The 24,310-nt window shown below is 62.7% G+C and carries 23 protein-coding genes; 11 read left to right on the forward strand and 12 right to left on the reverse strand.

Going from position 1 to position 24,310, the window contains the following annotated elements:
• Positions 1-41: 41 nt before the first annotated feature.
• Positions 42-1,517 carry an MDR family MFS transporter gene (locus MesoLj_RS21015; protein ID WP_202327385.1) on the reverse strand — a complete coding sequence of 492 codons (1,476 nt, stop codon included), beginning with the start codon at positions 1,515-1,517 and terminating at the stop codon, positions 42-44.
• Positions 1,518-1,750: 233 nt separating this feature from the next.
• The gene (locus MesoLj_RS21020) at positions 1,751-2,374 is read right to left on the reverse strand and encodes a DUF922 domain-containing Zn-dependent protease (RefSeq protein ID WP_181179920.1); all 624 of its coding nucleotides are present in this window, start codon (positions 2,372-2,374) and stop codon (positions 1,751-1,753) included.
• A gap of 99 nt (positions 2,375-2,473) precedes the next feature.
• Between MesoLj_RS21020 and folP the strand changes: the two genes are divergently transcribed.
• From folP to folK, 3 genes are all read left to right on the forward strand, one after another.
• Entirely contained in the window at positions 2,474-3,358 is an 885-nt protein-coding gene (gene folP, locus MesoLj_RS21025; protein ID WP_202322213.1) for a dihydropteroate synthase, read from the forward strand.
• Between the two features lie 72 nt (positions 3,359-3,430).
• A complete protein-coding gene (folB, locus tag MesoLj_RS21030) occupies positions 3,431-3,790 on the forward strand; it encodes a dihydroneopterin aldolase (RefSeq protein ID WP_056576709.1) in 360 nt (119 codons plus the stop codon).
• Complete coding sequence (gene folK, locus MesoLj_RS21035) at positions 3,774-4,310, forward strand: 2-amino-4-hydroxy-6-hydroxymethyldihydropteridine diphosphokinase (RefSeq protein ID WP_202322215.1); 537 nt, start codon at positions 3,774-3,776, stop codon at positions 4,308-4,310. Before folB ends, folK begins: the two co-directional genes overlap by 17 nt.
• Positions 4,311-4,435: 125 nt before the next feature.
• Here folK and MesoLj_RS21040 read toward each other — a convergent pair whose 3' ends face one another.
• Together MesoLj_RS21040 and MesoLj_RS21045 are read right to left on the reverse strand one after the other, a co-directional pair.
• Positions 4,436-4,981: a DUF924 family protein gene (locus tag MesoLj_RS21040; RefSeq protein WP_202322217.1), complete on the reverse strand. Its 546-nt coding sequence runs from the start codon at positions 4,979-4,981 to the stop codon at positions 4,436-4,438.
• Between the two features lie 14 nt (positions 4,982-4,995).
• Positions 4,996-6,831, reverse strand: a complete 1,836-nt coding sequence (locus MesoLj_RS21045) for a monovalent cation:proton antiporter-2 (CPA2) family protein (protein WP_202322219.1) — start codon at positions 6,829-6,831, stop codon at positions 4,996-4,998.
• Positions 6,832-7,174: 343 nt separating this feature from the next.
• Between MesoLj_RS21045 and MesoLj_RS21050 the strand changes: the two genes are divergently transcribed.
• The gene (locus MesoLj_RS21050) at positions 7,175-7,441 is read left to right on the forward strand and encodes a hypothetical protein (protein ID WP_019858327.1); all 267 of its coding nucleotides are present in this window, start codon (positions 7,175-7,177) and stop codon (positions 7,439-7,441) included.
• 86 nt (positions 7,442-7,527) lie between these two features.
• Here the strand turns inward: MesoLj_RS21050 and MesoLj_RS21055 are convergent, their stop codons facing one another.
• The 4 genes from MesoLj_RS21055 to MesoLj_RS21070 form a co-directional block, all read right to left on the reverse strand.
• A complete protein-coding gene (locus MesoLj_RS21055) occupies positions 7,528-8,079 on the reverse strand; it encodes a hypothetical protein (protein WP_140773370.1) in 552 nt (183 codons plus the stop codon).
• A gap of 123 nt (positions 8,080-8,202) precedes the next feature.
• Positions 8,203-9,288 carry a YcjF family protein gene (locus tag MesoLj_RS21060; RefSeq protein ID WP_202322221.1) on the reverse strand — a complete coding sequence of 362 codons (1,086 nt, stop codon included), beginning with the start codon at positions 9,286-9,288 and terminating at the stop codon, positions 8,203-8,205.
• Entirely contained in the window at positions 9,285-10,763 is a 1,479-nt protein-coding gene (locus MesoLj_RS21065; RefSeq protein WP_202322223.1) for a YcjX family protein, read from the reverse strand. Before MesoLj_RS21065 ends, MesoLj_RS21060 begins: the two co-directional genes overlap by 4 nt.
• 76 nt (positions 10,764-10,839) lie before the next feature.
• A complete protein-coding gene (locus MesoLj_RS21070; protein ID WP_202322225.1) occupies positions 10,840-11,343 on the reverse strand; it encodes a SixA phosphatase family protein in 504 nt (167 codons plus the stop codon).
• A 273-nt stretch (positions 11,344-11,616) separates the two neighbouring features.
• On the opposite strand from MesoLj_RS21070, the gene dksA reads away from it, so the two are divergent.
• On the forward strand, positions 11,617-12,033 hold the full coding sequence (dksA, locus tag MesoLj_RS21075; protein WP_006202025.1) for an RNA polymerase-binding protein DksA: 417 nt from the start codon (positions 11,617-11,619) through the stop codon (positions 12,031-12,033).
• Positions 12,034-12,189: 156 nt separating this feature from the next.
• Here the strand turns inward: dksA and MesoLj_RS21080 are convergent, their stop codons facing one another.
• A complete protein-coding gene (locus MesoLj_RS21080; RefSeq protein ID WP_202322227.1) occupies positions 12,190-12,948 on the reverse strand; it encodes a flagellar biosynthetic protein FliO in 759 nt (252 codons plus the stop codon).
• Between the two features lie 327 nt (positions 12,949-13,275).
• Between MesoLj_RS21080 and cckA the strand changes: the two genes are divergently transcribed.
• Positions 13,276-15,852 carry a cell cycle histidine kinase CckA gene (cckA, locus tag MesoLj_RS21085; RefSeq protein WP_140773380.1) on the forward strand — a complete coding sequence of 859 codons (2,577 nt, stop codon included), beginning with the start codon at positions 13,276-13,278 and terminating at the stop codon, positions 15,850-15,852.
• Between the two features lie 189 nt (positions 15,853-16,041).
• On the forward strand, positions 16,042-16,755 hold the full coding sequence (locus MesoLj_RS21090) for a purine-nucleoside phosphorylase (protein ID WP_202322229.1): 714 nt from the start codon (positions 16,042-16,044) through the stop codon (positions 16,753-16,755).
• Positions 16,756-16,876: 121 nt separating this feature from the next.
• On the opposite strand, the gene MesoLj_RS21095 is transcribed toward MesoLj_RS21090, so the two are convergent.
• Complete coding sequence (locus MesoLj_RS21095) at positions 16,877-17,182, reverse strand: ribbon-helix-helix domain-containing protein (RefSeq protein ID WP_140773382.1); 306 nt, start codon at positions 17,180-17,182, stop codon at positions 16,877-16,879.
• 229 nt (positions 17,183-17,411) lie between these two features.
• Here MesoLj_RS21095 and MesoLj_RS21100 point away from each other — a divergent pair, with 229 nt between their 5' ends.
• From MesoLj_RS21100 to MesoLj_RS21110, 3 genes are all read left to right on the forward strand, one after another.
• Positions 17,412-17,807 (forward strand): VOC family protein, encoded by a 396-nt coding sequence (locus MesoLj_RS21100; protein ID WP_140773384.1) that lies wholly within the window; start codon positions 17,412-17,414, stop codon positions 17,805-17,807.
• A gap of 79 nt (positions 17,808-17,886) precedes the next feature.
• Positions 17,887-18,417 (forward strand): gluconate 2-dehydrogenase subunit 3 family protein, encoded by a 531-nt coding sequence (locus MesoLj_RS21105; protein ID WP_172350369.1) that lies wholly within the window; start codon positions 17,887-17,889, stop codon positions 18,415-18,417.
• A gap of 48 nt (positions 18,418-18,465) precedes the next feature.
• Positions 18,466-20,037: a GMC family oxidoreductase gene (locus MesoLj_RS21110; protein ID WP_056576753.1), complete on the forward strand. Its 1,572-nt coding sequence runs from the start codon at positions 18,466-18,468 to the stop codon at positions 20,035-20,037.
• Positions 20,038-20,100: 63 nt separating this feature from the next.
• Here MesoLj_RS21110 and MesoLj_RS21115 read toward each other — a convergent pair whose 3' ends face one another.
• Positions 20,101-22,011: a PhoX family protein gene (locus MesoLj_RS21115; RefSeq protein WP_202322230.1), complete on the reverse strand. Its 1,911-nt coding sequence runs from the start codon at positions 22,009-22,011 to the stop codon at positions 20,101-20,103.
• Positions 22,012-22,150: 139 nt separating this feature from the next.
• Complete coding sequence (locus MesoLj_RS21120) at positions 22,151-22,558, reverse strand: hypothetical protein (RefSeq protein WP_202322231.1); 408 nt, start codon at positions 22,556-22,558, stop codon at positions 22,151-22,153.
• A gap of 343 nt (positions 22,559-22,901) precedes the next feature.
• Between MesoLj_RS21120 and urtA the strand changes: the two genes are divergently transcribed.
• Complete coding sequence (gene urtA / locus MesoLj_RS21125; RefSeq protein WP_244735116.1) at positions 22,902-24,182, forward strand: urea ABC transporter substrate-binding protein; 1,281 nt, start codon at positions 22,902-22,904, stop codon at positions 24,180-24,182.
• The last annotated feature ends 128 nt before the right edge of the window (positions 24,183-24,310 follow it).

Raw genomic sequence — 24,310 nt, forward strand, 5'->3', positions numbered from 1 at the left:
CCAGGGGAAGGCGCTTCGCATTTTCCTGGAATAGCTCCAGTCTAGTCCGCCAGTACCGGAGCCTCGGGCCGGCCGCGCAGCGGCTTTTCCGGCATCAGGCTGAGCGTCAGAAGCGCCAGTACCAGCATGACCACGGCGGCGGCGAAGATCACCCAGAACGCCGAAGTCCCAGCCACGGCTCCGCCCGCCTGGGCGCCTTCACCAGCCAGCGGCAGGCCGTTGCCCAGCGCGACGGCACCGAGGATCGCAACGCCGAGCGCGCTGCCCAGCGAGCGCAGGAACGTCATCACGCCGGTGGCGACGCCGAGATGCTTGGGGTCGACCGCGTTCTGGACCGACACCGTGGCGACCGGAAAGGTGGTGCCGCTGCCAATGCCGATGCATGTCGTCAGGATCTCGACGACCAGCAACGAGGCGTGCCCGGCCACAAGCGTGAGGATGGCGAGACACACGGCGGCGAAGGCCAACCCGATCATGGCGATCCGCTTGTAGTGGACGAAGCGTGGAATTGTGCGCCCGCTGAATGTCGCGCCGGCAACCGTGCCCAGCATCAGCCCCAGCAGGGCGGTGCCGGATTCGCTCGCCGACAAGCCGATGACCGATTGCAGGTAGACCGGCAGATAGACCGACAGCCCGATATTCGAGGCCTGCAGGAGGAACAGGGAAAGCGTGCCCCCTAGAACGATCGGATTGGAGAGCACTTCCAGCGAGATCAGCGGCTCGGAAGCACGCAACAGCCGCAGCGCGAACGCACACCAAATGATGGCCGAACTCACCACCAGTCCGAGGATTTCGCGCGACAGCCATGGATACTCGCTGCCGCCCCAATTCAAGGCAAGAAGCAGCAGGGCGGTGGCCGCGATCAAAAGCAGCGCGCCAAGTCCGTCTATGCGATGCCGCTTTGCCGCGACCGGCAGCTTCCTCAGCGGCTTGTTGATGATGGCCATCGCGGCGATGCCGAGCGGGATGTTGATCCAGAAGATCAACGACCAGTGCAGGTGTTCGGCGAAGGTGCCGCCCAACAGTGGCCCAGCAATGCTGGCGACCGCCCAGGTGCCCGAAATCCAGGCCGCATACCGTGCTCGCTCTCGCGGCGGCACAAGGTCTCCGATCACGGTTTGCGCCAGGGCGAACAGGCCACCACCGCCGGCGCCCTGGATGGCGCGCCCGACCACCAGCATGAACATGTTGGGAGCCATCGCGCTGACAAGCGATCCCAGCAGAAAGATCAGGATCGCGGCATAGACCGTCGGCCGCCGGCCATAGACGTCCGAGATCTTGCCGTAGAGCGGCGCCATGGCGGTCGCGGTCAGCAGGTAGCCGGTGACGATCCAGGGCAGGTATTGCGCATGGCCTAGCGCATGGCCGATGGTCGGCATGGCGGGCGCGACGATGGTCTGGTCGAGCGCCGCCAGCAGCATCGACAAAAGCACGCCGCCGATGATGGCGTTCTTCTCGGCTTCGGTCAGTGGCGTTGCCGCAGCCGCGATGGTCTGCTTGTCGACAGCCTGGTCCATAAGTCTTTTGTCCATGTGCTTGCGCGCTGTCCGGGGCACCGATAGGGCTTGTCTGGTGGGTGGCGCCGCGCGATCGGCCGTGATGCCCGTGCTTGGAGGGTTGTGCCCTGCCAACCCGTGATATGTCGTTCCGTATAGGCCGATTTCGACTGCCGTTCGAAAATTTTTCGAAGCTGGCACTACGCTTCGGCCTGGTTGGCTTGCGTCGGCGCCACTCAGTGCGCCTACGAAATTCAGGCCGGCGGCAGCTGGCCATTCTGCATGCGCTCGATGCGATAGCGCATGAGCCGCAGGATACGGCTTTCGAAATTGACGCTTTCGACGCGGTCGAACTGCACCTGGGCGCGGTCGTGCCTGGCGAGGACGGCGGCGGTGATCTCGGCAGCCTTTGCCTTGGCCGCATCGCAATCCTTCTGCGGATAGGTTGCCTTCAGCGCGTCTTCGAGTTCGCGGGCATGATTCTTGGCGATCTCTACATGGCGTTCTTCGTGGCGCTTGATGTCGGCAGCCAGCGTATCCCAGAACAGCTTGACATCGGCATCCGCCTTGCGCGGGCGGCGCCATTCCGGAAGGATTACCTTGACCTTGAGGGTCACGACCGCGTCGGCGATCCGGCAGGAGCCAGCCTGCCGGGCGTAGCTGATACGAGTGGTGAAGGCCATCTGGGTGGCACCGGGGTGGCGCGAGCCCGTGCTTTTGACCTGCGGCCCATGTTTGGAGAGCTGCTTCTCGATATCCTCGAGCGTGCTCCCGCCAATGGAAAAATAGCTGTATGTCTTCACCAGATTGGCCGCGCCCGCTGGAATGGCGGTCGTCACAGCAAGCAGCAGCGCGCAGAGCAGGGTTCGTTTCATCATATTGCCTCTTCGACCACCTTGCTTTACGGCCGTTGCCAACGCAACGGAATTGATCCTTTGCGGATCACACATCATTGATGAGCCCATGGTTGATGAGCAATGACGGCGGGGCGATGGCAGCTGGCCCATGGACGCCATCTCGACCTTGGCCGCAAGGCCGTGGTCGTCGGGATCCTCAACGTCACCCCCGACAGCTTTTCCGACGGTGGCCTGTTTGATGCTCCCGAGGCGGCACTGGCCCAGGCGCGTCGCATGGTCAGCGAAGGGGCTCGGATCATCGATGTTGGTGGGGAATCGACCCGGCCGGGTGGCGCCGCAATATCGGCCAGCGAGGAACAGGCGCGTATCCTGCCGGTGATCGAGGCGCTGGCGCGTTCCGGCGAGGTGCTGATTTCGGTCGATACCTATCGTGCCGAGACGGCGCGGCTTGCGGTGGCTGCGGGCGCGCATATCGTCAACGATGTCTGGGGTTTGCAGCGCGAGCCCGACATTGCGCGGGTCGCCGCCGAAACCGGCGCCGGGCTCATCATCATGCATACCGGCCGGGATCGCGAAAAACTGCCCGACGTGATCGCCGACCAATTCGCCTTCCTGGAGAAATCGCTGGAGATCGCCCGTCGGAACGGCGTCGCGGACGAGCGCATCGTGCTTGACCCCGGCTTCGGCTTCGCCAAGGAGACGGCTGAGGACAATCTCGACCTGATGGCGCGTTTTGCCGAGCTTCATGCGCTTGGCTTTCCGCTGATGGCAGGCACCTCGCGCAAACGCTTCATCGGCACCGTCACCGGCCGCGATGCGGCCGACCGTGCCGCCGGGACTGCGGCGACCAGCGTCATTCTCAGGCTCAAGGGCGCGCATCTGTTTCGCGTCCATGATGTCGCAATCAACGTGGACGCGCTGGCCGTGGCGGATGCTATGCTGGCGCGTGAAACCGCCGCATCGGCCCGAAAATCGGAATCGATTTTCGGAAAGCGCGGTGCATAGATTCAAAAGTGTTAGAGCGTACTTTGTGCGTCCAAGTGGAACGCACGTCGCTCTAGATCGGGACGCTGAGCCATGTATGTCATCCGCTTGAAGAACTGCGCCTTCTTTGCACGGCATGGCGTGCTCGACGAGGAGGAGGCGCTTGGCCAGCGTTTTTACGTCGACGCGGTGCTGTCGGTCGAACCCGGCCGCGCGCTTGTCGACGATGCCATCGGGGAAACCGTCAACTATGGCATTGCCTTCACGGTGATCGAGAAGATCATCACCGGCGAGCGGCGCTTCCTGATCGAGGCCCTGGCAATGGAAGTGGCAAAGGCGCTGACGGAGCGATTTCCCCAGATCAAGAGAGCCGAAATCACCGTGCGCAAGCCGAACGCGCCGGTGCCTGGCGTGCTCGATTATGTCGAGGTGACCGTTGTCTGGCCGGAGTAACACCGTCTACCTCAGCCTCGGCGGCAATCTGGGCGACCCGGCTGCCTCGATGGCAGCGGCATTGCGTATTCTCGATGCCGATGCGGACACGCGCGTCGCCGCCGTTTCTTCGCTCTACCGCACGCCGCCCTGGGGCAAGCTCGATCAGCCGGATTTCCTCAACGCCGCCGCCGAACTGTCGACCCAGCTCTCGCCGCGGGCGCTGCTCGATCTCTGCCTCGATGCCGAGCGAAAGCTGAAGCGGGTGCGTGAGGAGCGCTGGGGGCCGCGCCTGATCGATATCGACATTCTGGTGTTCGGCGACCGCATCATCCATGAGACCGGCTTGGAAGTGCCACATCCGCGCATGCTGGAGCGCGCCTTCGTGCTGGCGCCGCTGGCCGAGATCGCGCCGGATCTTGCCGTCGGCGGGCGAAGCGTGTCGGAGCGCTTGGGCGCCGTTGACGCCGCCGGCATCGAGCGATTGCCATCCGGTCGTGAGTGGTGGAAATCTGAATCCGTCTCTAAATCAAAGAGATAGAGCATGATGTCATCCGAAAACCGTTTCACACTTTTCGGCATCATGCTCTAGCCTGACGCAATTTCAGGAAAGTGCGAGACGACGTTCCCTTGGGAACTGCGTCGAAACAACGAGATAGACAGGCGTCAGCCTGAGAAACCGCCTGCGTCCAGGAATGCCTTTTCCTCCGTCGTGGTTTCGCGGCCAAGCAACCTGTTGCGGTGCGGAAAGCGGCCGAAGCGCTGGATGATGTCGCGATGCTCCAGCGCGTATTTCAGGTTGAACTCGGCCCTGGCGGTGTGCAGTTCGACCGAAATGTCCTGGTCGGCAAGGTTTTCTGCATGTTCGAACGGCAAATACAGGAACACGCGGACTTCGGGTTCCAGCGCCAGATCATGCCCGGCGGCGACCGCCTTCCGAGCAAAATGCTTGGCCAGCGAGTCGGTGGCGAACATGTGGCCGGTACCGCGAAAACAATTGCGCGGAAACTGGTCGAGCAGGATCATCAGCGCCAGCGAGCCTTCGGCGTGTTCTGACCAGTCATCGCATTCGCGACGCGCGGCGGCGTAGTGCAGATCAAGAAAGCGGTCGCGGAAACCGGCATCGAAGGCATCGTTCTTCTCGAACCATGCATCCTCGCCGGCGTCACGCCAGAATTTGGTGACCGACAGGGCCCTGTTGTCCAATTCCATGCATGCTTCCCTGTTCAATCGGCGGTTTCGGATTTGTGCAGAACGCCGGCCGTCTCTTCATTGAGTGCCTGGCCGGGACGGCGCGGCGTGGAGAGCGGTGTCGGAATCGGCGTGCCGATATTGCCCCGCAAGAAGCGTTGTCCGGCGCGGATGCCTTCGGCGAGCTGGGTTTCGAAGCGGTCGGTGTCGCGGCGCCTGACGTCTTCGATCGTTTCAGCCACGTCTTCGGGATCAACCCCAAGCGATTCCAGGGCCGAGCCACCGAAAACCAGGGCCGATTCGAAAGTCTCACGCAGCTGATAGTCGACGCCGGCGCGAATGAGCTGCAGCGCGGTGCCGCGGTCGAAAGCCCGGGCCAGCACTGTGAGCAGCGGAAATTCGGCCTTGATCAGCTGGGCAATGCGAACCGCCGCATCGGCCTTGTCGACACAGATCAGCACCGCGCGTGCCCGGCCGGCGCCGGCCGCATGCAGGATATCCAGCCGCGTGCCGTCGCCATAATAGACCTTGAAGCCGAAATCGGCCGCCGCCTGGATCATCTCGACATCATTGTCGATGATCGAGACGTCTATGCCACGCAACAGCAGCGGCTGGCTGGCGATCTGGCCGAAGCGGCCGAAGCCGATGATCAGCACGCTGCCGGTCAGTCCGTCGGCGATATCGACCCCGTCGAGCGATTGCTCGTCGCGCGGGGTGACATAGCGCAAGGCGATGATCGCCAGCGGCGTCAGCACCATGGAGATGATGACGATCGCCGTCAGGGTCGCGTTGGCCTGGCCGTCGATGATGCCGACGGCAGCGGCGGCTGAGTAGAGGACAAAGGCGAATTCACCACCTTGCGCCATGAAGACGGCGCGTTCGAGCGCTTCGCGATGGCCGGTTTTGAGGATGCGGGCGACGATGTAGATGCCAAGCGCCTTCATCACCATGTAGGCCACGACATAGACGGCGATCAGCTTCCAGTTTGCGGCCACCACATGCAGGTCGAGCGACATGCCGACGGCAAGGAAGAACAGGCCGAGCAGGATGCCGCGGAACGGTTCGATGTCGGCTTCGAGCTGATGGCGGAAGGTCGATTCGGACAGAAGAACGCCGGCCAGGAACGCTCCCATCGCCATCGACAGGCCGCTGAGCTGCATGGCGAGTGCCGATCCGAGCACGACCAGAAGGGCCGCCGCCGTCATCACCTCGCGGGCACGGGCATCCGCCAGGATGCGGAAGAAGGGATTGAGCAGGTAGCGTCCGGCCAGCACCAGTCCGACGATCGCGGCAAGACCGATGCCGACCTCGGTCAGTCTTTCCGACAGGCTGGTGTCGGCGCCGCCCGGCGCCAGGAACGCGATCAGGGCCAGCAGCGGCACGATGGCCAGATCTTCCAGCAGTAGGATGGAGACGATGCGCTGGCCTTTCGGCGAGGCGATTTCCCCGCGCTCCTCCAGAAGCTGCATGACGATCGCCGTCGAGGTCAGCACGAAACCGGCTCCGGCTACGAAGGATTGCGAGATCGAAAAACCTCCGGCCATTCCCACGCCGGTCAGAAGGACAGCGCAGATCCCGACCTGGAGTGCGCCGAGGCCGAAGATTTCGCGCCGCAGGCCCCATAGCCGCGACGGCTGCATTTCCAGTCCGATGATGAACAGGAACATGACGACGCCGAGTTCGGCGACGTGGAGGATGGCGCCCGATTCGGAAAAGACGCCGATGCCGAACGGACCGATCACCACACCGGCGGCCAGATAGCCAAGGATCGAGCCGAGGCCCATGCGCTTGAAGATCGGGACGGCGACGACCCCCGCGGCAAGCAGCGCCACCACCTGAATGAGATCGCTGCCTGATGTTTCTACCGCCATTCCCACCGTTCCGTTTGTTCGAGGACCGCGGCCGATGCGGTCAAAACCGTGGCGCCGCGCGGATCGAGGGATGCGCTGGGCCGCCGTAGCACTTTGATTTTGCGCATGATCCGATCAGAAAATCGATTCCGATTTTCAGGTCTCGCGCCTGGCCGGAAGGATAGGGGTTTCGGTGCGGATCGAACAGCCTGAATCCAGCCCGGACAATATTGCAGGCGCGTTACACAAGTTGAGGCCGAGGCCGCGTTGCATCTTGCCATAATCGAGCGTTAGAGCACGCTCGGCTTCGGCCATTAGAGGGTGAGCGACGATCAAGTCGCGCCCTTTTGAGGAGATGACTGACATGAAGAAGTTTTTGCTTGTTGCCGTCGGCCTGGCGGTGCTTGCCGGCTCGGCCTGCTCGAAGGCACCGGAATGCACGGCCGAGATCGCGACCAAGAAGGCGCAGGACATGGCTGCCGCACTGCAGGAAGCGATCACCAAGGACCCGTCCAAGGCAGCTGACCTGACCGCCAAGGTCCAGGCGGTGACAACCAAGTACCAGGGCACCACGACACTTGCCGACGCCTGCAAGGCCTATGACGAGGTGACGGCAGCGATCAAGGGCTGACGCCCCGTTCGACTGTTTCAAAGGAGGTGGTGGCGATGGGCTGCCGCCTCTTTGTTTTTTGAGGTGTATTGCGGCGCGATGCGCGCTCAGTTCGGCGCGATGGAGCCGACTTCGACGGCATCGACGCGCTTCAGGTTCATGCCGATGACCGGCACCAACTGGTCCTGGACACGCACGGCAACCGTCACGGTCATCGAATTGTCGTCGGGAATGCGGGCCTGCATGACGCCGCGCAACTGGTTACGGTTGATGGTGAAGACCACTTTGCGGGCGTCGACAACATTGCCGCCGATGATATCGAGGCCTGCACCGGCCGAGCCGCCCATGAAGGAGCCCTTGTAGTCGCGGCCCTTGCGCTCGATCTTGGCCGACATCGGCTGGGTAAACACGCCGACCCGGCAGCCGCCGTCCAGCGTCATGCCCGTCTTGCCGTCGGGCGTGGAGCCGGTGAAACTGCAGTTGAATTTCGTGCCCTTGTACTTGCCGGCGATGATTTCGCCCGGACCGACCCATTTGCCTTCGGCCGACTGGAAGAACTGCTTGTCCGGCTCCGCGGCGGAAGCCTCCGAGGCGACACCGACGACTGCTGTGATCGCGACGGCCAGGGGCAGGACGCTGGACAGAATTACGCTTTTCATCGACGACACCCGGCAACAAAGAGGCTGTTTGGAACCGGTTTGACCATGAAGAAGATTGGTTAATGCTTCGTCACCGCGGGGCGTCGAAACCGCAATCTGCTCATCGTCCGGAAGAACAGGACGCTATTTGCCGGAGCCCGTCGTTTCGGTGTCCTTCTTCGCGGCGAACGATGTCAATGCAGAGAGAAAATCGCCCAGTCCAGGACGTTTGGCTGCGCTGAAGGGCAGGGGGCGCGCCGTCTCCATCGCCGCTATGCCGATGCGCGCCGTCATCATGCCGTTGACGACACCCTCGCCAAGCTTTGCCGAAAGGCGCGCCGCCAGGCCGTGGCCGACGATCTGCTGTACGAAACTGTCGCCGACGGCGATCGAGCCGGTGACCGCCAGATGTGCCAGAACGCTGCGCGCCAGGCGGAAGAACCCCAGCGTTCCCGGCCGCCCGCCATAGAGTTCCGAAAGACGGCGAATGAGGCGACCTGCCTCGAACGCGACATAGGCGACATCGACGAGCGCACGCGGGCTGACCGCCGTTATCAGCGAGACGCGTTTGGCGGCCTCGAGGATCATCACCTTGGCCCGGGCATCGAGGGGCCCGAGAATTTCCGCTTCGGCCAGGCGCACCAAATTGCCGCCGTCGATGATTTCGCCGCGCAGTTCGGCCAGCGCGCGCCGGCCGGCCGCTGTTTCCGGCTTGGCCGCGACGAAAGCTGACAGCTCGTCGACCACCGATCGTGCCGCCTTTGGATCGTCGCGCGCGATGGCATCGAGCGCGCGCTTTTGCAGTTTTTCGACTTCGGCGAGGCGGGCGATCGCCAGGAACTCGCGGATCAGGATCACCAGGAGTGCCAGCACGGCAACAACAGCCATGCCGGCGGCCAGCCAGCCCAGCCATTCGGCACGGGCGAAGAGGTCGCGTATCAGCTGGTCGGTCCACAGGCCGACCGCCAGTGAAACCAGCACGCCCATGGCGCCGAAGAAGATGCTGCCCAACAGCGAGCGCTTTCTGGGGGCGATCGCCGGTGGCGGCTCGGTGGCAACAATGTCTGGCTCGTCGAAAACGTCGATCTCCGCCGGTATGACCAGCGCGACATCTGTCTTGAGCGCACGGGGTTTGCGCGAAGGCTCGGCCTGGCGCGCTTCTGGCGCATCCTGTGTTGGCGTGGCTTCCGGCTCGATGCGGAAGGCCGCCGGCTTGCGGGGCGCGGTCATGCCAGATGGTCTCCGATCAGGAACTGCAAGGCACGGTCGAGCCTGATATGCGGCAAGGACAGCGTGACGCCCTCGGCCGTGCGTTCGAGCTTTGGCGGCCGGAACCGGACAAAGCGGATTGCCGGGTCCGTGGAATCCTGCCTGTGGTCGGGCCCGGAGATGTCGAACAACGCATCAATCTTCTCCGGTAAATCACCGGGAAATATGGCGGTTTCGGTCTTCCCGTCAAACGTCTCGCCGTTGATCTTCTCGCCGGCGATCGGCGTGCCGATAATGACCGGCAACGTCTCACGGCCTTGCTTGACCGTGCCTTCTCGGGTCGCACGCACCGCCGCCATGGCCACCACGTCGACGTCGGCGCCGGTGAAGTTTGCCCGTGCCACGGCGCGGTCGGCCAACCGCCGTACGATTGCCTGCAATCGGTCATGGCTTTCATGGTGCAGGTGGTCGGCCTTCGTCGCGGCGATCAGGATGCGGTCGATGCGCCGGGAAAAGAGGTCGGTGAGGAAGCTGCCCCGGCCGGGACGAAAGCAGCTTAGAATTTCGGTCACGGCGCGCTCGAGATCGGCCATGGCGCCAGGGCCGGCATTCAGCGCCTGCATGGCATCGATCAGCACGATCTGGCGGTCCAGCCGCGTGATGTGTTCGCGGAAGAAAGGTTTGACGACATGCGTCTTGTAAGCCTCGTAGCGCCTGTCCATCATGGCATGCAGCGACCCCGGGCGTGGACGCCTGTCGCCGAGGCCTGCCAGCGGCGCGAAAGTCAGCGCGGGGGAGCCTTCGAGATCGCCGGGCATCAGGAAACGGCCCGGCGGCAGGGTCGAAAGCGCCCGCTCGTCGAGTTTGCAGGCCTTGAGATAGGCGGCGAAGCTTTCGGCCAGGCGGCGTGCCGTCATCTCGTCGGCGTCGGCATTCGGGTCGATCCGCGCCGAGATCTCCCGCCAAGCCTGCGACAGATCCTCCCGCACCGGCAAGGCGGCCATCTCGATGGCCTCGCGTGAAAAATCGGTGAAGGATTTGCCGAGCAGCGGCAGGTCGAGCAGCCATTCGCCGGGGTAGTCGACGATGTCGACCGACAATTTGCCGGAAGAGAACATGCGGCTCCAGCCGGAGGCCGATTCGTATTCGATGGTCAGCCGCAGTTCAGAAATGGCGCGTGTCGAATCGGGCCAGACGCGGTCGTTGACCAATGCGGCGATGTGGTCTTCGTATTGGAAGCGCGGGACGGCATCATCCGGCTGCTCTTCAAGGAAGGCGCGCGCGATGCGCCCGGATTTCTGTGCCTCGAACAATGGCAGGCGTCCGCCGTGGATCAGATTGTGGACCAACGCGGAGATGAACACCGTCTTGCCGGCGCGGGAAAGGCCTGTAACGCCCAGTCTCAACGATGGAGAAAAAAGCCCTGTGGCGCGTCCCGACAGCGTATCGAGGGCAATTCTTGCCTCGTCGGTGATAGTGGTTAGCGATGATGCCAAAATGTGCTCTCTCGGGCTTCGGTCCCTGCGATATAGGCTTTGGAACCAGGCTTTGAAATGGCGCCGGGAAGCGACACTAGAGATCGGCCGGTGTCAGAAACGCTTCGAGATAACCTGCTTCCTGGGCTACCTTCGTCAGGTCGTCCAGGAAGCGCACGACTGCCAGGCCCGAAGTCGGGAAACCATGATTGAGCATTGCCCGCGCCGTCTCCTCGCCGTCGCCCGAGACCGCCATGGCAAGATCCTCCATCATCGGGTTGTGACCGATGACCAGCAGGGAACCCGGCCCGCCATGCTCCCGGATAAGGCGGAGATAGCCGGCCGCGTCTTCGCTGTAGAGCGTGTCGAAGAACAGCACCTTGCCGGTATCTGTCTGGCCGGCCAGTCCTTCGAGCGTCTCCCTGGCGCGCTTGGCGTTGGAGCACAATGTCAGGTCGGGGACATAGCCCCGTGACCGCATGGCCGTGCCTATGATCTCGGCATCGGCGCGGCCCGATGCGTCGAGCGGGCGATCGAAATCGCGCATGCCGGGCAGCGCCCAGCCGGCCTTGGCGTGTCGCAACAGATAGAGCCTGCTCACCCAACCTCCAATGATGCCGAAAGCCGAAGCCGCACCACGATTAGCCACGAGAAGGGCGGTTCGCACAATGGTCCCGCGTTCTCCCGCCAATGAATTGCATGGGATGGATGGCAAACGGTGGCGCGCTTTGGCCATGGAATCGGCTGCGGCTCGCTTCAGCGGCGGCCGCCGGCGTACTTTAACAATTGCGTGAGACGGTGGGCGATTGCGCTTGTGCAGGCGTCGACCGGCGAATATATAGGCGCCAAATTTGGGGCAGTTTGGGTGAGTCGAATGAACGACATCGTTACCGCCGATTACGTACCCTCCGAAGACGAGCCGTTCATGAACGAACGGCAGAAATCCTACTTCCGCCTAAAGCTCGTCACCTGGAAAAATGACATATTGCGCGAAGCGCGCGAAACTCTCGAAATCCTTCAGCAAGAAAACGCCAACCACCCTGACCTCGCCGACCGGGCCTCTTCGGAAACCGACCGCGCCATCGAGCTCAGGGCTCGCGATCGCCAGCGCAAGCTGATCTCAAAGATCGATTCGGCTCTACAGCGCATCGATGAAGGCACTTACGGCTATTGCGAGGAAACCGGCGAGCCTATCGCGCTGAAGCGGCTCGATGCGCGTCCGATCGCAACCTTGTCGATCGAGGCGCAGGAACGGCATGAGCGCCGCGAAAAAGTCTATCGCGACGACTGACACATTGCTTCGGGGCTGCGGTTTCGGGCAGCTACAACGAAGTTGATATCAAAATGGCCGGGGTTCCCGGCCATTTTTGGTTGGTGCTTGGCTGGGCCAAAACCGGGCGACAGCGCCCTCAACCTCGGTCAGGTCGCCGGCCGGCTCAGGCGCTTGTCATCTCTTCTGGCTTGAAAGTTCGCCCAGAAGCTTGGTCATTTCATCGTCGAGCGATTGCGGCGCCTTGGCTGCCGGTTTGCCCACCGGGCCGCCGGAGCGGGGCTGGTCCAGCGAAACCTCGAGTTCCTTCATCAACGTGTCGTCGATGCTGTCCTGCCTTGGCGGCGGTGGCGGCGCGTGCCTAACGGCATTGGCGTTGGCGGAGCCGTAGGCAGGCAGTGGCGTGACGTTGGCCGACTGATAGGTTTGCGCCGCCGGCTTCGGTGCGGGCGCCGGGGCTGGCGGTGGCGCCGCCGGGCGCTGGCGGGCAGGCGGCGGTGCAGCGGTCATCGGCTGCGGAGGTGGTGCGGGACGTGCCGGCGCGGGAGCCGGCTGAGGCGGTCGCGATTTTGCTGCCGGGGCCGTGGCCGCCGGGACGGGCTGCAGGCCGCTATCTCCGGTCAGCGCCGGACGGCGGGGCGCAGCCAGACGGATGTCGCGTTCGACGACGACATCGGTCGGGCCGCCGATCAGAAGCAGATGCTCGATGTCGTCGCGGCGCACCAGCACCAGTCGTCGATGGCTGTCGACGGCCGTGGCGTCCATGACGGCAAGCCGCGTCTTGCGGTTCCGTCCACCGGCGACAAACGTACCGAAGGTCAGGTTGCGCACGAGCCTGATGATGACGAGCACGATGACCAGCAGGATCAGCGCCGCGAAAGTCCACAGGAGTGCCGCCGCATAACCAGGGCCTGCCACGCTATCCAGCCACTGCATTGGTTTCCCCTGATCGGTTTGGAAAGTGACGCGACACTAGACCGTTGCGGCTGGCCACCGCAAGTTGCCTTTCACGCATCGTGAACAGCTTGAAACACTCTACGGCCCGCAGGCATCATTTTTATCTGACATTTGCCGCCCGGGCCTTTTCCGGACTAGGAGAATGTGATTCAACCGGCTAAAGCGCGTCGCGCTGAAACGGATTCATGCGACGCGCTTCAGGTCCTTGTGTTTCATGCATGTCGTTTTCCCAAAACCGAAGTCATTTTTGGGCGACATGCATTAGGGGCGGGTGTCGGAACAGCGGACTTCACGAGCAGGGGGCATATGGCCAAGGAAGCGCGCGGCGATTTCTATCCGGTACCGATCGTCGACCAGAACACGCGACCGGGCGCGGTCACCCGGCTCATCATCTTCATCGTCGTTCTGACGGGGGCCGCGATCGTCTTCGGCCTGTTCCGCGAGCGCCTCGGCGATCCGTTCCTGCTCGGCATGCTGGGCGTGCTGGCGATGATCGGCGTCGGCTTCCTGTTCGCGACCGCGATCGGCTTCGTACAGGTCACTCCGCGCTCGACCGGCGATGAACTGTCCAAGGCTTTTGTCGATTCCATGTCGCAAGGCCTGCTGGTGACGGACACCAAGGGCCGCGTCGTCTACGCCAACCGGGCCTATGCCGACATGACCGGAGCCTCCTCGGCGGCCGACCTGAAGACGGTCGAAGGGCTGCTCTCGGATGTTCCCGAGGCCTCGGTGACCATTTACCGGCTGGCCTCCGGCCTGCGTGACGGCCAGCCGGGCGACGGCGAGTTTCGACTGGCCCAATCGATCCGGCCCGGCGCCGAACCGGGTGCCCGCTGGTACAGGGCGCGCGCCCGAACCTTCAGCGTTCCGGGCCAGCGGTTGCCGATGCTGGCCTGGCAACTCGCCGACATTTCGCAGGAACGGGCCGAGCAGGAGCGTTTCTTCCTCGACCTGCAGAAGGCCATCGACCATCTCGACCATGCCCCGGCCGGTTTCTTTTCCGCCGACCAGGACGGTCGCGTCACCTACATCAACGCCACGCTCGCGGAGTGGCTTGGCATTGATCTCGCCAGTTTCACGCCCGGCGCCGTGACCTTGCCGGATATCGTTGCCGGTGACGGCATGGCGCTGGTGCGCTCGGTCAAGGCCGATCCCGGCACGACGCGCAACGCGGTCATCGATCTCGACCTGACAACGATGACGGGAGAGGCGCTGCCGGTGCGTTTCATGCATCGCGTCTCGGCCAGCCGCGAAGGTGTCGGCGGCCCGACGCGCACGATCGTGCTCAACCGCACGCAGGGCGAGGATGCGTCGGCCGATCTGCGCGCTTCGGAAGTGCGCTTCACCCGATTCTTCAATTCGACGCCGATGGCGATAGCGGGTGTCGATGCCAGCGGGCGCATCCTGCGTACCAATGCACCCTTCCTGTCGCTGTTTTCCTCGGTCGTCGACCGGGACGCCGTGGATCGCCGCGTGCGGCTCGATACGGTGATCCATGAGCGCGACCGGCCGGCCTTCGCCGCCGCATTCGAGAAAGCCCGCCAGCGGCAGGCCGACATCGAGCCGATCGACACCGTGCTGCCCGGCAACGAAGAGCGCCACATCCGGTTTTACGTCAACGCCGTCGCCGACGGCACCGGCGGCGAGGGCGCCGAGGAATCGGCCATCGTCTATGCCGTCGAGACGACCGAGCAGAAGGCCCTCGAAGGGCAGATGGCGCAAAGCCAGAAGATGCAGGCGGTTGGCCAACTCGCCGGCGGCATCGCCCACGATTTCAACAATGTGCTGACCGCCATCATCATGGCTTCGGACCTGCTCCTGACCAATCACCGGCCGTCGGACCCGTCCTTCCCCGACATCATGAACATCAAGCAGAACGCCAACCGGGCCGCTTCACTGGTCAGGCAGTTGCTGGCCTTCTCGCGCAAGCAGACGCTGCGGCCCGAGGTGCTGAACCTGACCGACGTGCTTGCCGATCTCAGGATGTTGCTTGCCCGCCTGGTCGGCAATGACATCAAGCTGAAGGTCGACCACGGCCGCGACCTGTGGCCGGTCAAGGTCGATATCGGCCAGTTCGAGCAGGTGGTGGTCAATCTGGCGGTCAATGCGCGTGACGCGATGCCGGCCGGCGGCGATCTCACCGTGCGTACCCGCAACGTGACCGCCGAGGAGTGCAAGACCTTCCCCTACCGCGAACTTGCCGCGGCCGACTACGTCGTGGTCGAAGTCGAGGATACAGGCAGCGGCATCGCGCCTGATGTGCTGAAGAAGATCTTCGAGCCGTTCTTCACAACCAAGGAGGTCGGCAAGGGCACGGGCCTTGGCCTGTCCATGGTCTACGGCATCATCAAGCAGACCGGCGGCTTCATTTTCTGCGATTCCGAAGTCGGCAAGGGGTCGACCTTCCGCATCTTCCTGCCGCGTCATATCGCGGAAGCGAAAAAGGCAGCCGAGCCCGGTGAAGCGCCAAGCGCCGCGCCGGTCAAGCCGGTCGACAGCACCAAGGACCTGTCCGGGTCGGCCACGGTCCTGCTGGTCGAGGACGAGGACGCCGTGCGCATGGGCGGCGTGCGGGCACTGACCTCGCGCGGCTATACCGTGCACGAGGCATCGTCCGGCGTCGAGGCGCTGGAAGTGTTCGAAGCACTGGGCGGCAAGGTCGACATCGTCGTCTCCGACGTGGTGATGCCCGAAATGGACGGGCCGACCCTGCTTGGCGAATTGCGCAAGCGCCAGCCCGACATCAAGTTCGTCTTCGTGTCGGGATATGCCGAGGACGCATTCGCCAGGAACCTGCCGGCCGAGGCGCATTTCGGCTTCCTGCCGAAGCCGTTCTCGCTCAAGCAACTGGCAACAATCGTCAAGGACATGCTCGAGTCCTAGAGCGCCTCACGTTGGAAACGGATCCGTGCGCCGCGCTTCGGGTCCTGGCTTTTGGGCATGGCGTTCGCCCAAGCGGGGGTCGCTTTTGGACGACATGCATTAGGCGCTTCCGCTTCTCTGCCCTTGCGCCACGCCCTCACAACGCCATGATTGCGGGTGAAGGAGCAAGCGGGCTTGGGGGAGCAACTGTTGACGCCACATATCGAAGCGCGCAGAGGCGATTACGCCGATACGGTGCTGTTACCGGGTGATCCGCAGCGCGCCGAATGGATGGCGCGGACATTTCTTGAAGCCCCACGCTGCGTCAATAGCCGGCGGGGTGCCCTCGGCTTTACCGGCCTGTTTCGCGGCCAGCCCATCAGCATTCAGGCGACGGGTATCGGTGTTTCATCATTCCTGATCTATGCTCATGAATTACTTGACTATTATGGCGCAAGAACGCTGATCCGCACCGGCACCTGCGGTAGCCTGAGCGCCAAGGCAAAGCTGCGCAGCCTTGTCATTTCGCAATCGGTTCGGCCCGAAAGCGCTCAAAGCGGTCAAGTCTTCGGCCTTTACGGGACCGCCGCCGGTCCGGATCCGACGCTGCTGGCCCGTGCCTTGGCCAAGGCGGCCGAACTCGGCATCGAACATCACGCCGGCCTGACACTTTCCAGCGACATCTTCCACCACCCGGACGGTCGCACACGATTTGCGGAGGCCCAGGCGGCAGGAGCGCTGGCGGTGGACATGGAAACCAGCGCGCTTTACCGGATCGCCAAGCATTTCGGGGTTAGTGCACTGTCGATCTGCACGGTGGTCGACAATATCGAGACCGGTGAACTGACCGATTATTCCGAACGTCAGCGGCTTTTCACGGACATGACCCGGCTGGCGCTCGAAATCGCTGGGGAAGGGCGGTAGAGCAGTTCACCATTTCACGGAAACGGCGAACTGCTCTAACTATTTGTTTTTGCGCATTCCCAAGGGCAAGCGCTACGCGCTTGTCCCGAGAAAACCGTTTCATACTTTTCCTGGAATTGCTCTAGGCCGCTTCTCGACTAGGCGCCATCCGCTCGTCCAGGTCGGGCCGATGGCCGCGCAGGTAGAGCGCGCAGGTGGTGCGCAGCATGGACGCGAAATTGGGGATTTCGCCGTTGATCTCGATGGCTTCGTCGTACAGCTTCGAGATGAATTTGGGCGTCGTCAGGTTCTGGCTTTCGGCGATTTCGTCAAGCAGGGCCCAGAACGTCGCCTCGAGCTGGATGCTGGTCGAATGTCCATCTATGCGGATCGACCGGTTGATCTGACGATAGCCTTCCGGATCCTGTGCGGCAAAGACTCTGCACATCGTTACCTCCCGTTTTTGTTGGTCTTGGGTGCCGACTCAGTGGTCGACGCCTTTTTTGACACTGCCTGCGGTTTCATCTTCGTCCGGACGGCCGATAACGGCAATCGGACTTTCGTCCTTAGATCGACATTACCGTTTTTCCTATCCTACACGTGGTAATCGGCTGCCACCACCTTTCTTCGACGGCGCGCATAATCACCTCTAAAGCATGAAAGCTGCGGAGTCTGATTTGGCGAAGGCGATCCACACCATGATCCGGGTTCTCGACGAGGCCCGGTCCATCGATTTCTACACCAAGGCGTTCAGCCTTGAGGTCGCCCAGCGACTGGATTTTGAGACGTTCACGCTGATCTATCTCAGCAATGCCGATACCCCTTTCGAAGTGGAATTGACCGTCAACAAGGGGCGGCAGGAGCCTTATGCGCTTGGCGACGGCTATGGTCACCTCGCAGTGTCGGTCGCCGATCTCGACGGCGAACACGATCGGCTCGGCGCGCTCGGCCTCAATCCGAAAAAGATCGTCGAGTTCAACCATGACGGGTCGCTCATCGCCCGCTTCTTCTTCATCGAGGATCCCGACGGTTACAAGATCGAGGTCCTGCAGCGTGGAGGGCGCTTCCAATAGGGGACAACCAGCCGCGCTCACCGCGCGGCGCCAGCAACGGCACCCCCAAGGGGTGCGAACAGCAAGCAGGGAGGAAACTATGGTCACGATTTATGAGAGGAAGCCTGGCCTGTCACGGCGCGAGCTTCTCAAACGCGGCGGTGTCGGTGCGCTGCTTGTCATTTCAGGCAGCGCCATCATCAGCCCTGAGCACGCCTGGGGCTTGGAAACCTCGGCGCTGAAGCCCGAGACGATGGCAACGCTGATCCAGGTCGCGCGCGACATCTATCCGCACGACCAGGTGCCGGACAAATATTACGCCATAGCCGTCAAGGGCCATGACGAGACAGCCGCCAAGGATCCCGCCCACAAGGAACTGATCGAGAAGGGCATTGCCGAACTCGACAAGAAGGCCGGCAAAGGCGGTTATCGCGGGCTCGGCTGGGAAGAGCAGCGTGTGGCGCTGCTCACCGAGATAGAGAAGACGCCTTTCTTCCAGACGGTGCGCGGCGGCCTCGTCGTCAGTCTCTACAACCAGAAAGAGGTATGGCCGATCTTCGGCTATGAGGGCGAGTCCTACTCCAAGGGCGGCTACATCGCGCGCGGTTTCAACGACATCGAGTGGCTCTGAGCCACTCTGTCCACAATCGCTTTTTGACCGATCTCATGGGAGGAAACCATGGCAGCACAATTTGATCTCAAGAACGACGGCGTGGTCGTCATCATCGGCTCGGGCGCCGGCGGCGGCACGCTCGGCAACGAACTGGCCCAGAAGGGCATAGACGTCGTCATCCTCGAGGCGGGCGCCCGTCACGAATATGAGGACTTCATCAACGACGAATGGGATTCGTTCGCCCAACTCGCCTGGAAGGACAAGCGCACCACATCGGGCGACTGGCGCGTGGCGAAGGATTTCCCCAACCTGCCGGCCTGGATCGTCAAATCGGTCGGCGGCTCGACGACGCACTGGGCCGGAGCCTCGCTTCGCTTCCAGGAGCATGAGTTCAAGACGGCGACCACCTACGGCAAGGTGAAGGGTGCGAACCTCCTCGATTGGCCGGTGACGCTGGCCGAAATGGAGCCGTATTACGCCAAGGCGGAAGCCAAGATGGGCGTGACCGGCACCAATGACTGGCCGCGCCTGCCGGGCAACAACAACTTCAAGGTTCTCAAGGCGGGTGCCGACAAGCTCGGCTACAAGGAATGCCATACCGGCAACATGGCGATCAACTCCGTCGAGCGCGACGACCGCAACTCCTGCCAGCAGACCGGCTTCTGCTTCCAGGGCTGCAAATGGGGCGCGAAATGGTCGACGCTCTACACCGAAATCCCCAAGGGCGAGGCGACAGGCCATCTTGAGGTCCGACCGAACGCCATGGTGATCAAGATCAACCATGATGCGTCGGGAAAGGTGACCGGCGTCGTCTATGCGGACAAGGACGGCAAGCTGCAGGAGCAGAAGGCCCGCATCGTCGCGGTGGCCGGCAATTCGATCGAAAGCCCGCGCCTGCTGCTCAATTCCGAATCGAGCAAATTCCCGCATGGCCTGGCCAATTCCTCGGGGCAGGTGGGCAAGAACTACATGCGCCACACCACGGGCTCGGTCTACGCGATCTTCGACAAGCCGGTGCACATGTATCGCGGCACCACCATGGCCGGCATCATCCGCGACGAGGCGCGGCATGATCCGTCACGTGGCTTCGTCGGCGGCTATGAGTTCGAGACGCTGTCGCTCGGCCTGCCGTTCATGGCGGCGTTCCTCAACCCAGGCGGCTGGGGGCGCTCCTTCACCACGGCGCTCGACCATTATGACCACATGGCCGGCCTGTGGATTGTCGGCGAAGACATGCCGCGCGAGGAAAACCGCATCACGTTGCATGCCGACGAAAAAGACGAACATGGCATGCCGATCGCCGACGTGCATTTCGATGACCATCCCAATGACACGGCAATGCGCGACCACGCCTACAAGCAAGCCTCGGCGCTCTACGCGGCGGTCGGCGCAACGCGCACCTTCCCGACGCCGCCCTATCCCTCGACCCACAATCTCGGCACCAACCGGATGAGCGAGAAGGCGGCCGACGGTGTCGTCAACAAGCATGGCCAGACGCACGACATCAAGAACCTGTTCGTGTCGGACGGCAGCCAGTTCACGACGGGTGCCGCGGAAAACCCGACCTTGACCATCGTGTCGCTGGCGATCCGCCAGGCCGACTACATCGCCGCCCAGATGTCGGCCAAGACCATCTAACCTCCCGACTGCCTGCTGGCGCGGAACCTGACCGGGTTCCGCGCCTTTTTTGTGTGCTGGAAGCTATGCCCCGACCGGCTGGCCGTCCTTGCGACGGATGGCGACCACCGATGGCCTCGGAGGCTGGCCGTCCCTGAAATCCGGCCACAGCGACTGCGCCTTGTCGAGCGTTTGGGCATCCTCGGAGGGGTGCTGCACCGAAAGGAACAGTGTCGTGCCATCCGGGGTGAAGCAAGGACCGGTCGCTTCCGCGCCATGCGGGCAGGTGAACAAAAGCTTCGGCAGGCCGCGTGCCGCGCCTTCCGTGTCGACGCCATAGACACCGTCCGGCAGGTCGAAATCGTTGGCGCCGTCGGTCGCCACCCAGAGACGCCCGGCGGGGTCGAAGGTGATGTTGTCGGGGCAGACGAACCAGCCATTGTCCGACGTGTCGGGATGGAAGGTTGCGCCGACCTTGGTGTCCTTTGGGTTGCCGCAGAGCACGAACAGGTCCCAGGCGTATTTGTCTGATGTGTGGTCGGCCTCGGCGCCACGGCCACCGGGCGGGATCAGCTCGACGATATGACCCCAGAGGTTTTCGGGCCGCGTGTTGGCCGGATTGATCTTGGATTCGTCCCGTTTCTTGTTCTTGGTCATGACGGCGTAGACGCGACCGGTGACCGGGTTGGTCTCGATGTCCTCCGGCCGGTCCATCGGGGTCGCGCCGAGCGCGTCCGCCGCCAGCCGTGTCTTCAACAGCACCTCGGCCTGATCGGCGAAGCCGTTCTCGGCGGTGAGTTTGCCCTGGCCATGAACCAGCGGCAGCCATGTCAGCGAGCCATCGGCGTCGTAACGGGCGACCGAGAGCACGCCATCGTCCAGAAGGCCGTTGCCGGAAGCCGGATTCGCCTTGTCGTAAGCCTTGTTCGAGACGTAGCGGTACATGTATTCGAAATAGTCGTCGTCGCCCATGTAGACGACGATGCGGCCGTCCTTGTTGAGGACGACCGTGGAGGCCTCATGCGACATGCGGCCAAGCGCCGTGCGCTTCACCGGCTTCGATTGGGGATCATAAGGGTCGATCTCGACCACCCAGTCGAAGCGGTTCGGCTCGTTCGGTTCCTTGTCGATGTTGAAGCGGTCATGGAAACGGCCACGGCCATAGATATCGGAGCCATCAAAGCCATAGCGGTCGAGAATGTCCGCGGTCGGTGCCTTTTTCGGGTCGCCGCCGAACAGGTCGGAAACGCCTTCCTCGCAGGTCAGCACGGTGCCCCATGGGGTAAAGCCGCCGCTGCAATTGTAGCTGGTGCCGAGCACCTTCGTGCCGGTCGCGTCGGCGGACGTCCTGAGCAGCGCGTGGCCGGCTGCCGGCCCGGAAACGGTCATCTCGGTGTTGGCCGTGATGCGGCGATTGAGCGGGCTGTCCTCGACGGTCTGCCACTTGCCGTCCTTGAACATGACCTCGACGATCGAGTGGCCCATCGCCGCCAGGCCGAGATCGACCTGCTCCTTGCTCATCGTCTTGCCGGCGTCGTCCTCGGTCATGCCGGGAAACATGACGTTGGGCGAGATGTATTCGTTGTTGACGCAAAGCAGGCCGTGATCGGAGTTCACCGAGCCCTTGGGCAACGGCAGGAAGGCGATGTAATCGCAATTGTAGCCGAAGCGCTTTTCCTGTTCGGCGGCCGCGACCATGTTGCCGTCGAAATCCGGCAGACCGGCGACAAGTGGATCGCCCCAGCGTGCGACGATTGTCGTTTCATAGCCTTCGGCGGCGGCATGGGTCTTGTCATAGACCCGCTTCAGTTCGGGAAAGCCCAGTGTGGAAAGCGCGGCGGCATGTGTCTCGCCGGCGAACAAGGAGCCGACAAAGCCGCCGCCGGCGATCAACGCGCCGGAAGCGAGGCTGCCTTTGAGGAGCGTGCGGCGCGAGACGCGCTCGGCGATGATTTCGCGAATGACAGGGGAGGACGAAAACGGGAAGTTGGCCATGTGTCTGCCTCTCGATGTGGATGGGTGACGGCGCACCGCTGCCTATCCAGCTTCGGCAACATCCAGATGACATGAGAGGGCGGGCTTGCAGCAGAAGGGCAGGCAGCCCGCACGGAAGCGGCACCCGCCAAGGCAGGGCCTACGGATTGCCTCCCTTGGTGCAGGTCGACGCGGTGAAGGCGCCATCGGGCTGCTTCATGATGATGTCGAAGGAGGGCGGGCTCTGGCCGTCCAGCGTTGCCTGGGTCAGCGACAGCGAGTTGCCGCCCGCCGTATAGCCGCCGAGCGGTCCCAGCCAGGAGATCACGCCGTTTGCATCCATCTGGTAGTTGTAGCCCTGCTGGGCGGCCCCGAAGGTGACCGGACCAGTGTAGACATTGCCCTTGATGGTGATGTCGCCGAGGTTAATGAACATGCCGAGCAGGTAGACCTCGCAGTGATAGGTGCCATCGGGCATCTTGCCGTCGCTGAAGTCGGCTCGTGCGATCCCGGTCGCTGCCGCCAGAAGCACCATGCCGATGAGAATGCGATAAATCAGGGATGCCATGACGTTGCTCGGTTGAGACGCGAGCTTGCCCCATTTTTGCGCCGTACCGCAACATTTGTCGTCCGTGCCCCATGTGTGGCGATCAAAATCTAGGCATTTGGCCAAATTGGGCGAAAATTAGGCAGATGCCTTGTGCGTTGCGCAAATTTCCCTCAACCAATTTTTAACCGGCTCTCCTTTGTTTGTTCCGCCTAATATAATAACAGTCTGATAATATTTGCCTATTTGCCGTTTTTCGGCATCCGCACAGCGGTTGGCATGGGGGTTGCATTGCATTGGTGCGGTGCAATCAACCAGCTTGGGAGTCTTCCGTATGAGGGGTAATTTCTCGACAATAACAAAAATGTTCTCGGCAAGCGTGGTCGCCGCTGGCCTGTTGATTTCAGCTCCCGCCAAGGCGGCGGACGACACGATCAAGGTCGGCATTCTCCATTCGCTGTCGGGAACCATGGCGATTTCGGAGACGACGCTGAAGGATGCCATGCTGATGCTCATCGACGAGCAGAACGCCAAGGGCGGCCTGCTCGGCAAGAAGCTTGAAGCCGTTGTCGTCGATCCGGCGTCCAACTGGCCGCTATTCGCCGAGAAGGCACGCGAGCTGATTTCGAAGGACAAGGTCGCGGCGGTGTTCGGCTGCTGGACCTCGGTGTCGCGCAAATCGGTGCTGCCGGTGTTCTCCGAACTCGACAACATCCTGTTCTATCCCGTCCAGTATGAGGGCGAGGAGAGCGAGCGCAACGTGTTTTATACCGGTGCCGCGCCGAACCAGCAGGCCATTCCGGCGGTCGACTACCTGATGAGCGAGGATGGCGGCTCGGTGAAGCGCTGGGTGCTGGAAGGCACCGACTACGTCTATCCGCGCACCACCAACAAGATACTCGAGGCCTATCTGAAGTCGAAGGGCGTCGCGGCCGAAGACATCATGGTCAACTACACGCCGTTCGGTTTCTCCGACTGGCAGACCGAAGTCTCGGCGATCAAGAAGTTCGGCTCGGCCGGCAAGAAGACCGCCGTCGTCTCGACCGTCAATGGTGACGCCAACGTGCCGTTCTACAAGGAACTCGGCAACCAGGGCATCAAGGCCGAGGATATCCCGGTCATGGCCTTCTCGGTGGGCGAGGAAGAACTGGCCGGTCTCGACACCGCGCCGCTGGTTGGCCATCTCGCCGCATGGAACTATTTCGAGAGCGTCGACACGCCCGAAAACAAGAAGTTCATCGCCGACTGGCACAAGTTCATCAAGAACGACAAGCGCACCACCAACGACCCGATGGAAGCCCACTATATCGGCTTCAACATGTGGGTTAAGGCGGTCGAAAAGGCCGGCACCACCGATCCGGACAAGGTCATCGACGCCATGATCGGTGTTTCCGTGCCGAACCTGACCGGTGGCTATTCGACGATGATGCCGAACCACCACATCACCAAGCCGGTGCTGATCGGCGAAATCCAGGCCGACGGCCAGTTCGAGACAGTTTCGCGGACGCCTGGCCTGGTCATGGGTGACGAATGGTCCGATTACCTGCCGGACTCCAAGAACCTGATCTCCGATTGGCGCGCGCCCCTGTCCTGCGGCAACTTCAACGTTGCCACGGGCAAGTGCGGCGGCAAGGGAACGAACTGATCCTCCCCGGCCTGGACCATCCGGTCCATGGCCCGGTCTGGACCATCCGGTCCAGGCCCATGACCGCAAGCGCCGGGCGGGCTTTCTCCTCCAGTCCGCCCGGGCGCGAAATCAACCTTTCGGAAGTC

Origin of the sequence: Mesorhizobium sp. 113-3-9, from assembly GCF_016756515.1 — a bacterium.
In the GTDB taxonomy this organism is placed as follows: Bacteria; Pseudomonadota; Alphaproteobacteria; order Rhizobiales; family Rhizobiaceae; genus Mesorhizobium.

Coding starts and splice junctions, on each gene's coding strand:
- urtA (WP_244735116.1), top strand. CDS start 22,902: ATGTTCTCGGCAAGCGTGGTCGCCGCTGGCCTGTTGATTTCAGCTCCC.
- MesoLj_RS21120 (WP_202322231.1), bottom strand. CDS start 22,558: ATGGCATCCCTGATTTATCGCATTCTCATCGGCATGGTGCTTCTGGCG.
- MesoLj_RS21050 (WP_019858327.1), top strand. CDS start 7,175: ATGAAGAAGTTTTTGCTTGTTGCCGTCGGCCTGGCGGTGCTTGCCGGC.
- MesoLj_RS21105 (WP_172350369.1), top strand. CDS start 17,887: ATGGTCACGATTTATGAGAGGAAGCCTGGCCTGTCACGGCGCGAGCTT.
- MesoLj_RS21040 (WP_202322217.1), bottom strand. CDS start 4,981: ATGGAATTGGACAACAGGGCCCTGTCGGTCACCAAATTCTGGCGTGAC.
- MesoLj_RS21055 (WP_140773370.1), bottom strand. CDS start 8,079: ATGAAAAGCGTAATTCTGTCCAGCGTCCTGCCCCTGGCCGTCGCGATC.
- folP (WP_202322213.1), top strand. CDS start 2,474: ATGACGGCGGGGCGATGGCAGCTGGCCCATGGACGCCATCTCGACCTT.
- MesoLj_RS21015 (WP_202327385.1), bottom strand. CDS start 1,517: ATGGACCAGGCTGTCGACAAGCAGACCATCGCGGCTGCGGCAACGCCA.
- MesoLj_RS21045 (WP_202322219.1), bottom strand. CDS start 6,831: ATGGCGGTAGAAACATCAGGCAGCGATCTCATTCAGGTGGTGGCGCTG.
- folB (WP_056576709.1), top strand. CDS start 3,431: ATGTATGTCATCCGCTTGAAGAACTGCGCCTTCTTTGCACGGCATGGC.
- cckA (WP_140773380.1), top strand. CDS start 13,276: ATGGCCAAGGAAGCGCGCGGCGATTTCTATCCGGTACCGATCGTCGAC.
- MesoLj_RS21060 (WP_202322221.1), bottom strand. CDS start 9,288: ATGACCGCGCCCCGCAAGCCGGCGGCCTTCCGCATCGAGCCGGAAGCC.
- MesoLj_RS21080 (WP_202322227.1), bottom strand. CDS start 12,948: ATGCAGTGGCTGGATAGCGTGGCAGGCCCTGGTTATGCGGCGGCACTC.
- MesoLj_RS21110 (WP_056576753.1), top strand. CDS start 18,466: ATGGCAGCACAATTTGATCTCAAGAACGACGGCGTGGTCGTCATCATC.
- dksA (WP_006202025.1), top strand. CDS start 11,617: ATGAACGACATCGTTACCGCCGATTACGTACCCTCCGAAGACGAGCCG.
- MesoLj_RS21095 (WP_140773382.1), bottom strand. CDS start 17,182: ATGTGCAGAGTCTTTGCCGCACAGGATCCGGAAGGCTATCGTCAGATC.
- MesoLj_RS21115 (WP_202322230.1), bottom strand. CDS start 22,011: ATGGCCAACTTCCCGTTTTCGTCCTCCCCTGTCATTCGCGAAATCATC.
- MesoLj_RS21020 (WP_181179920.1), bottom strand. CDS start 2,374: ATGATGAAACGAACCCTGCTCTGCGCGCTGCTGCTTGCTGTGACGACC.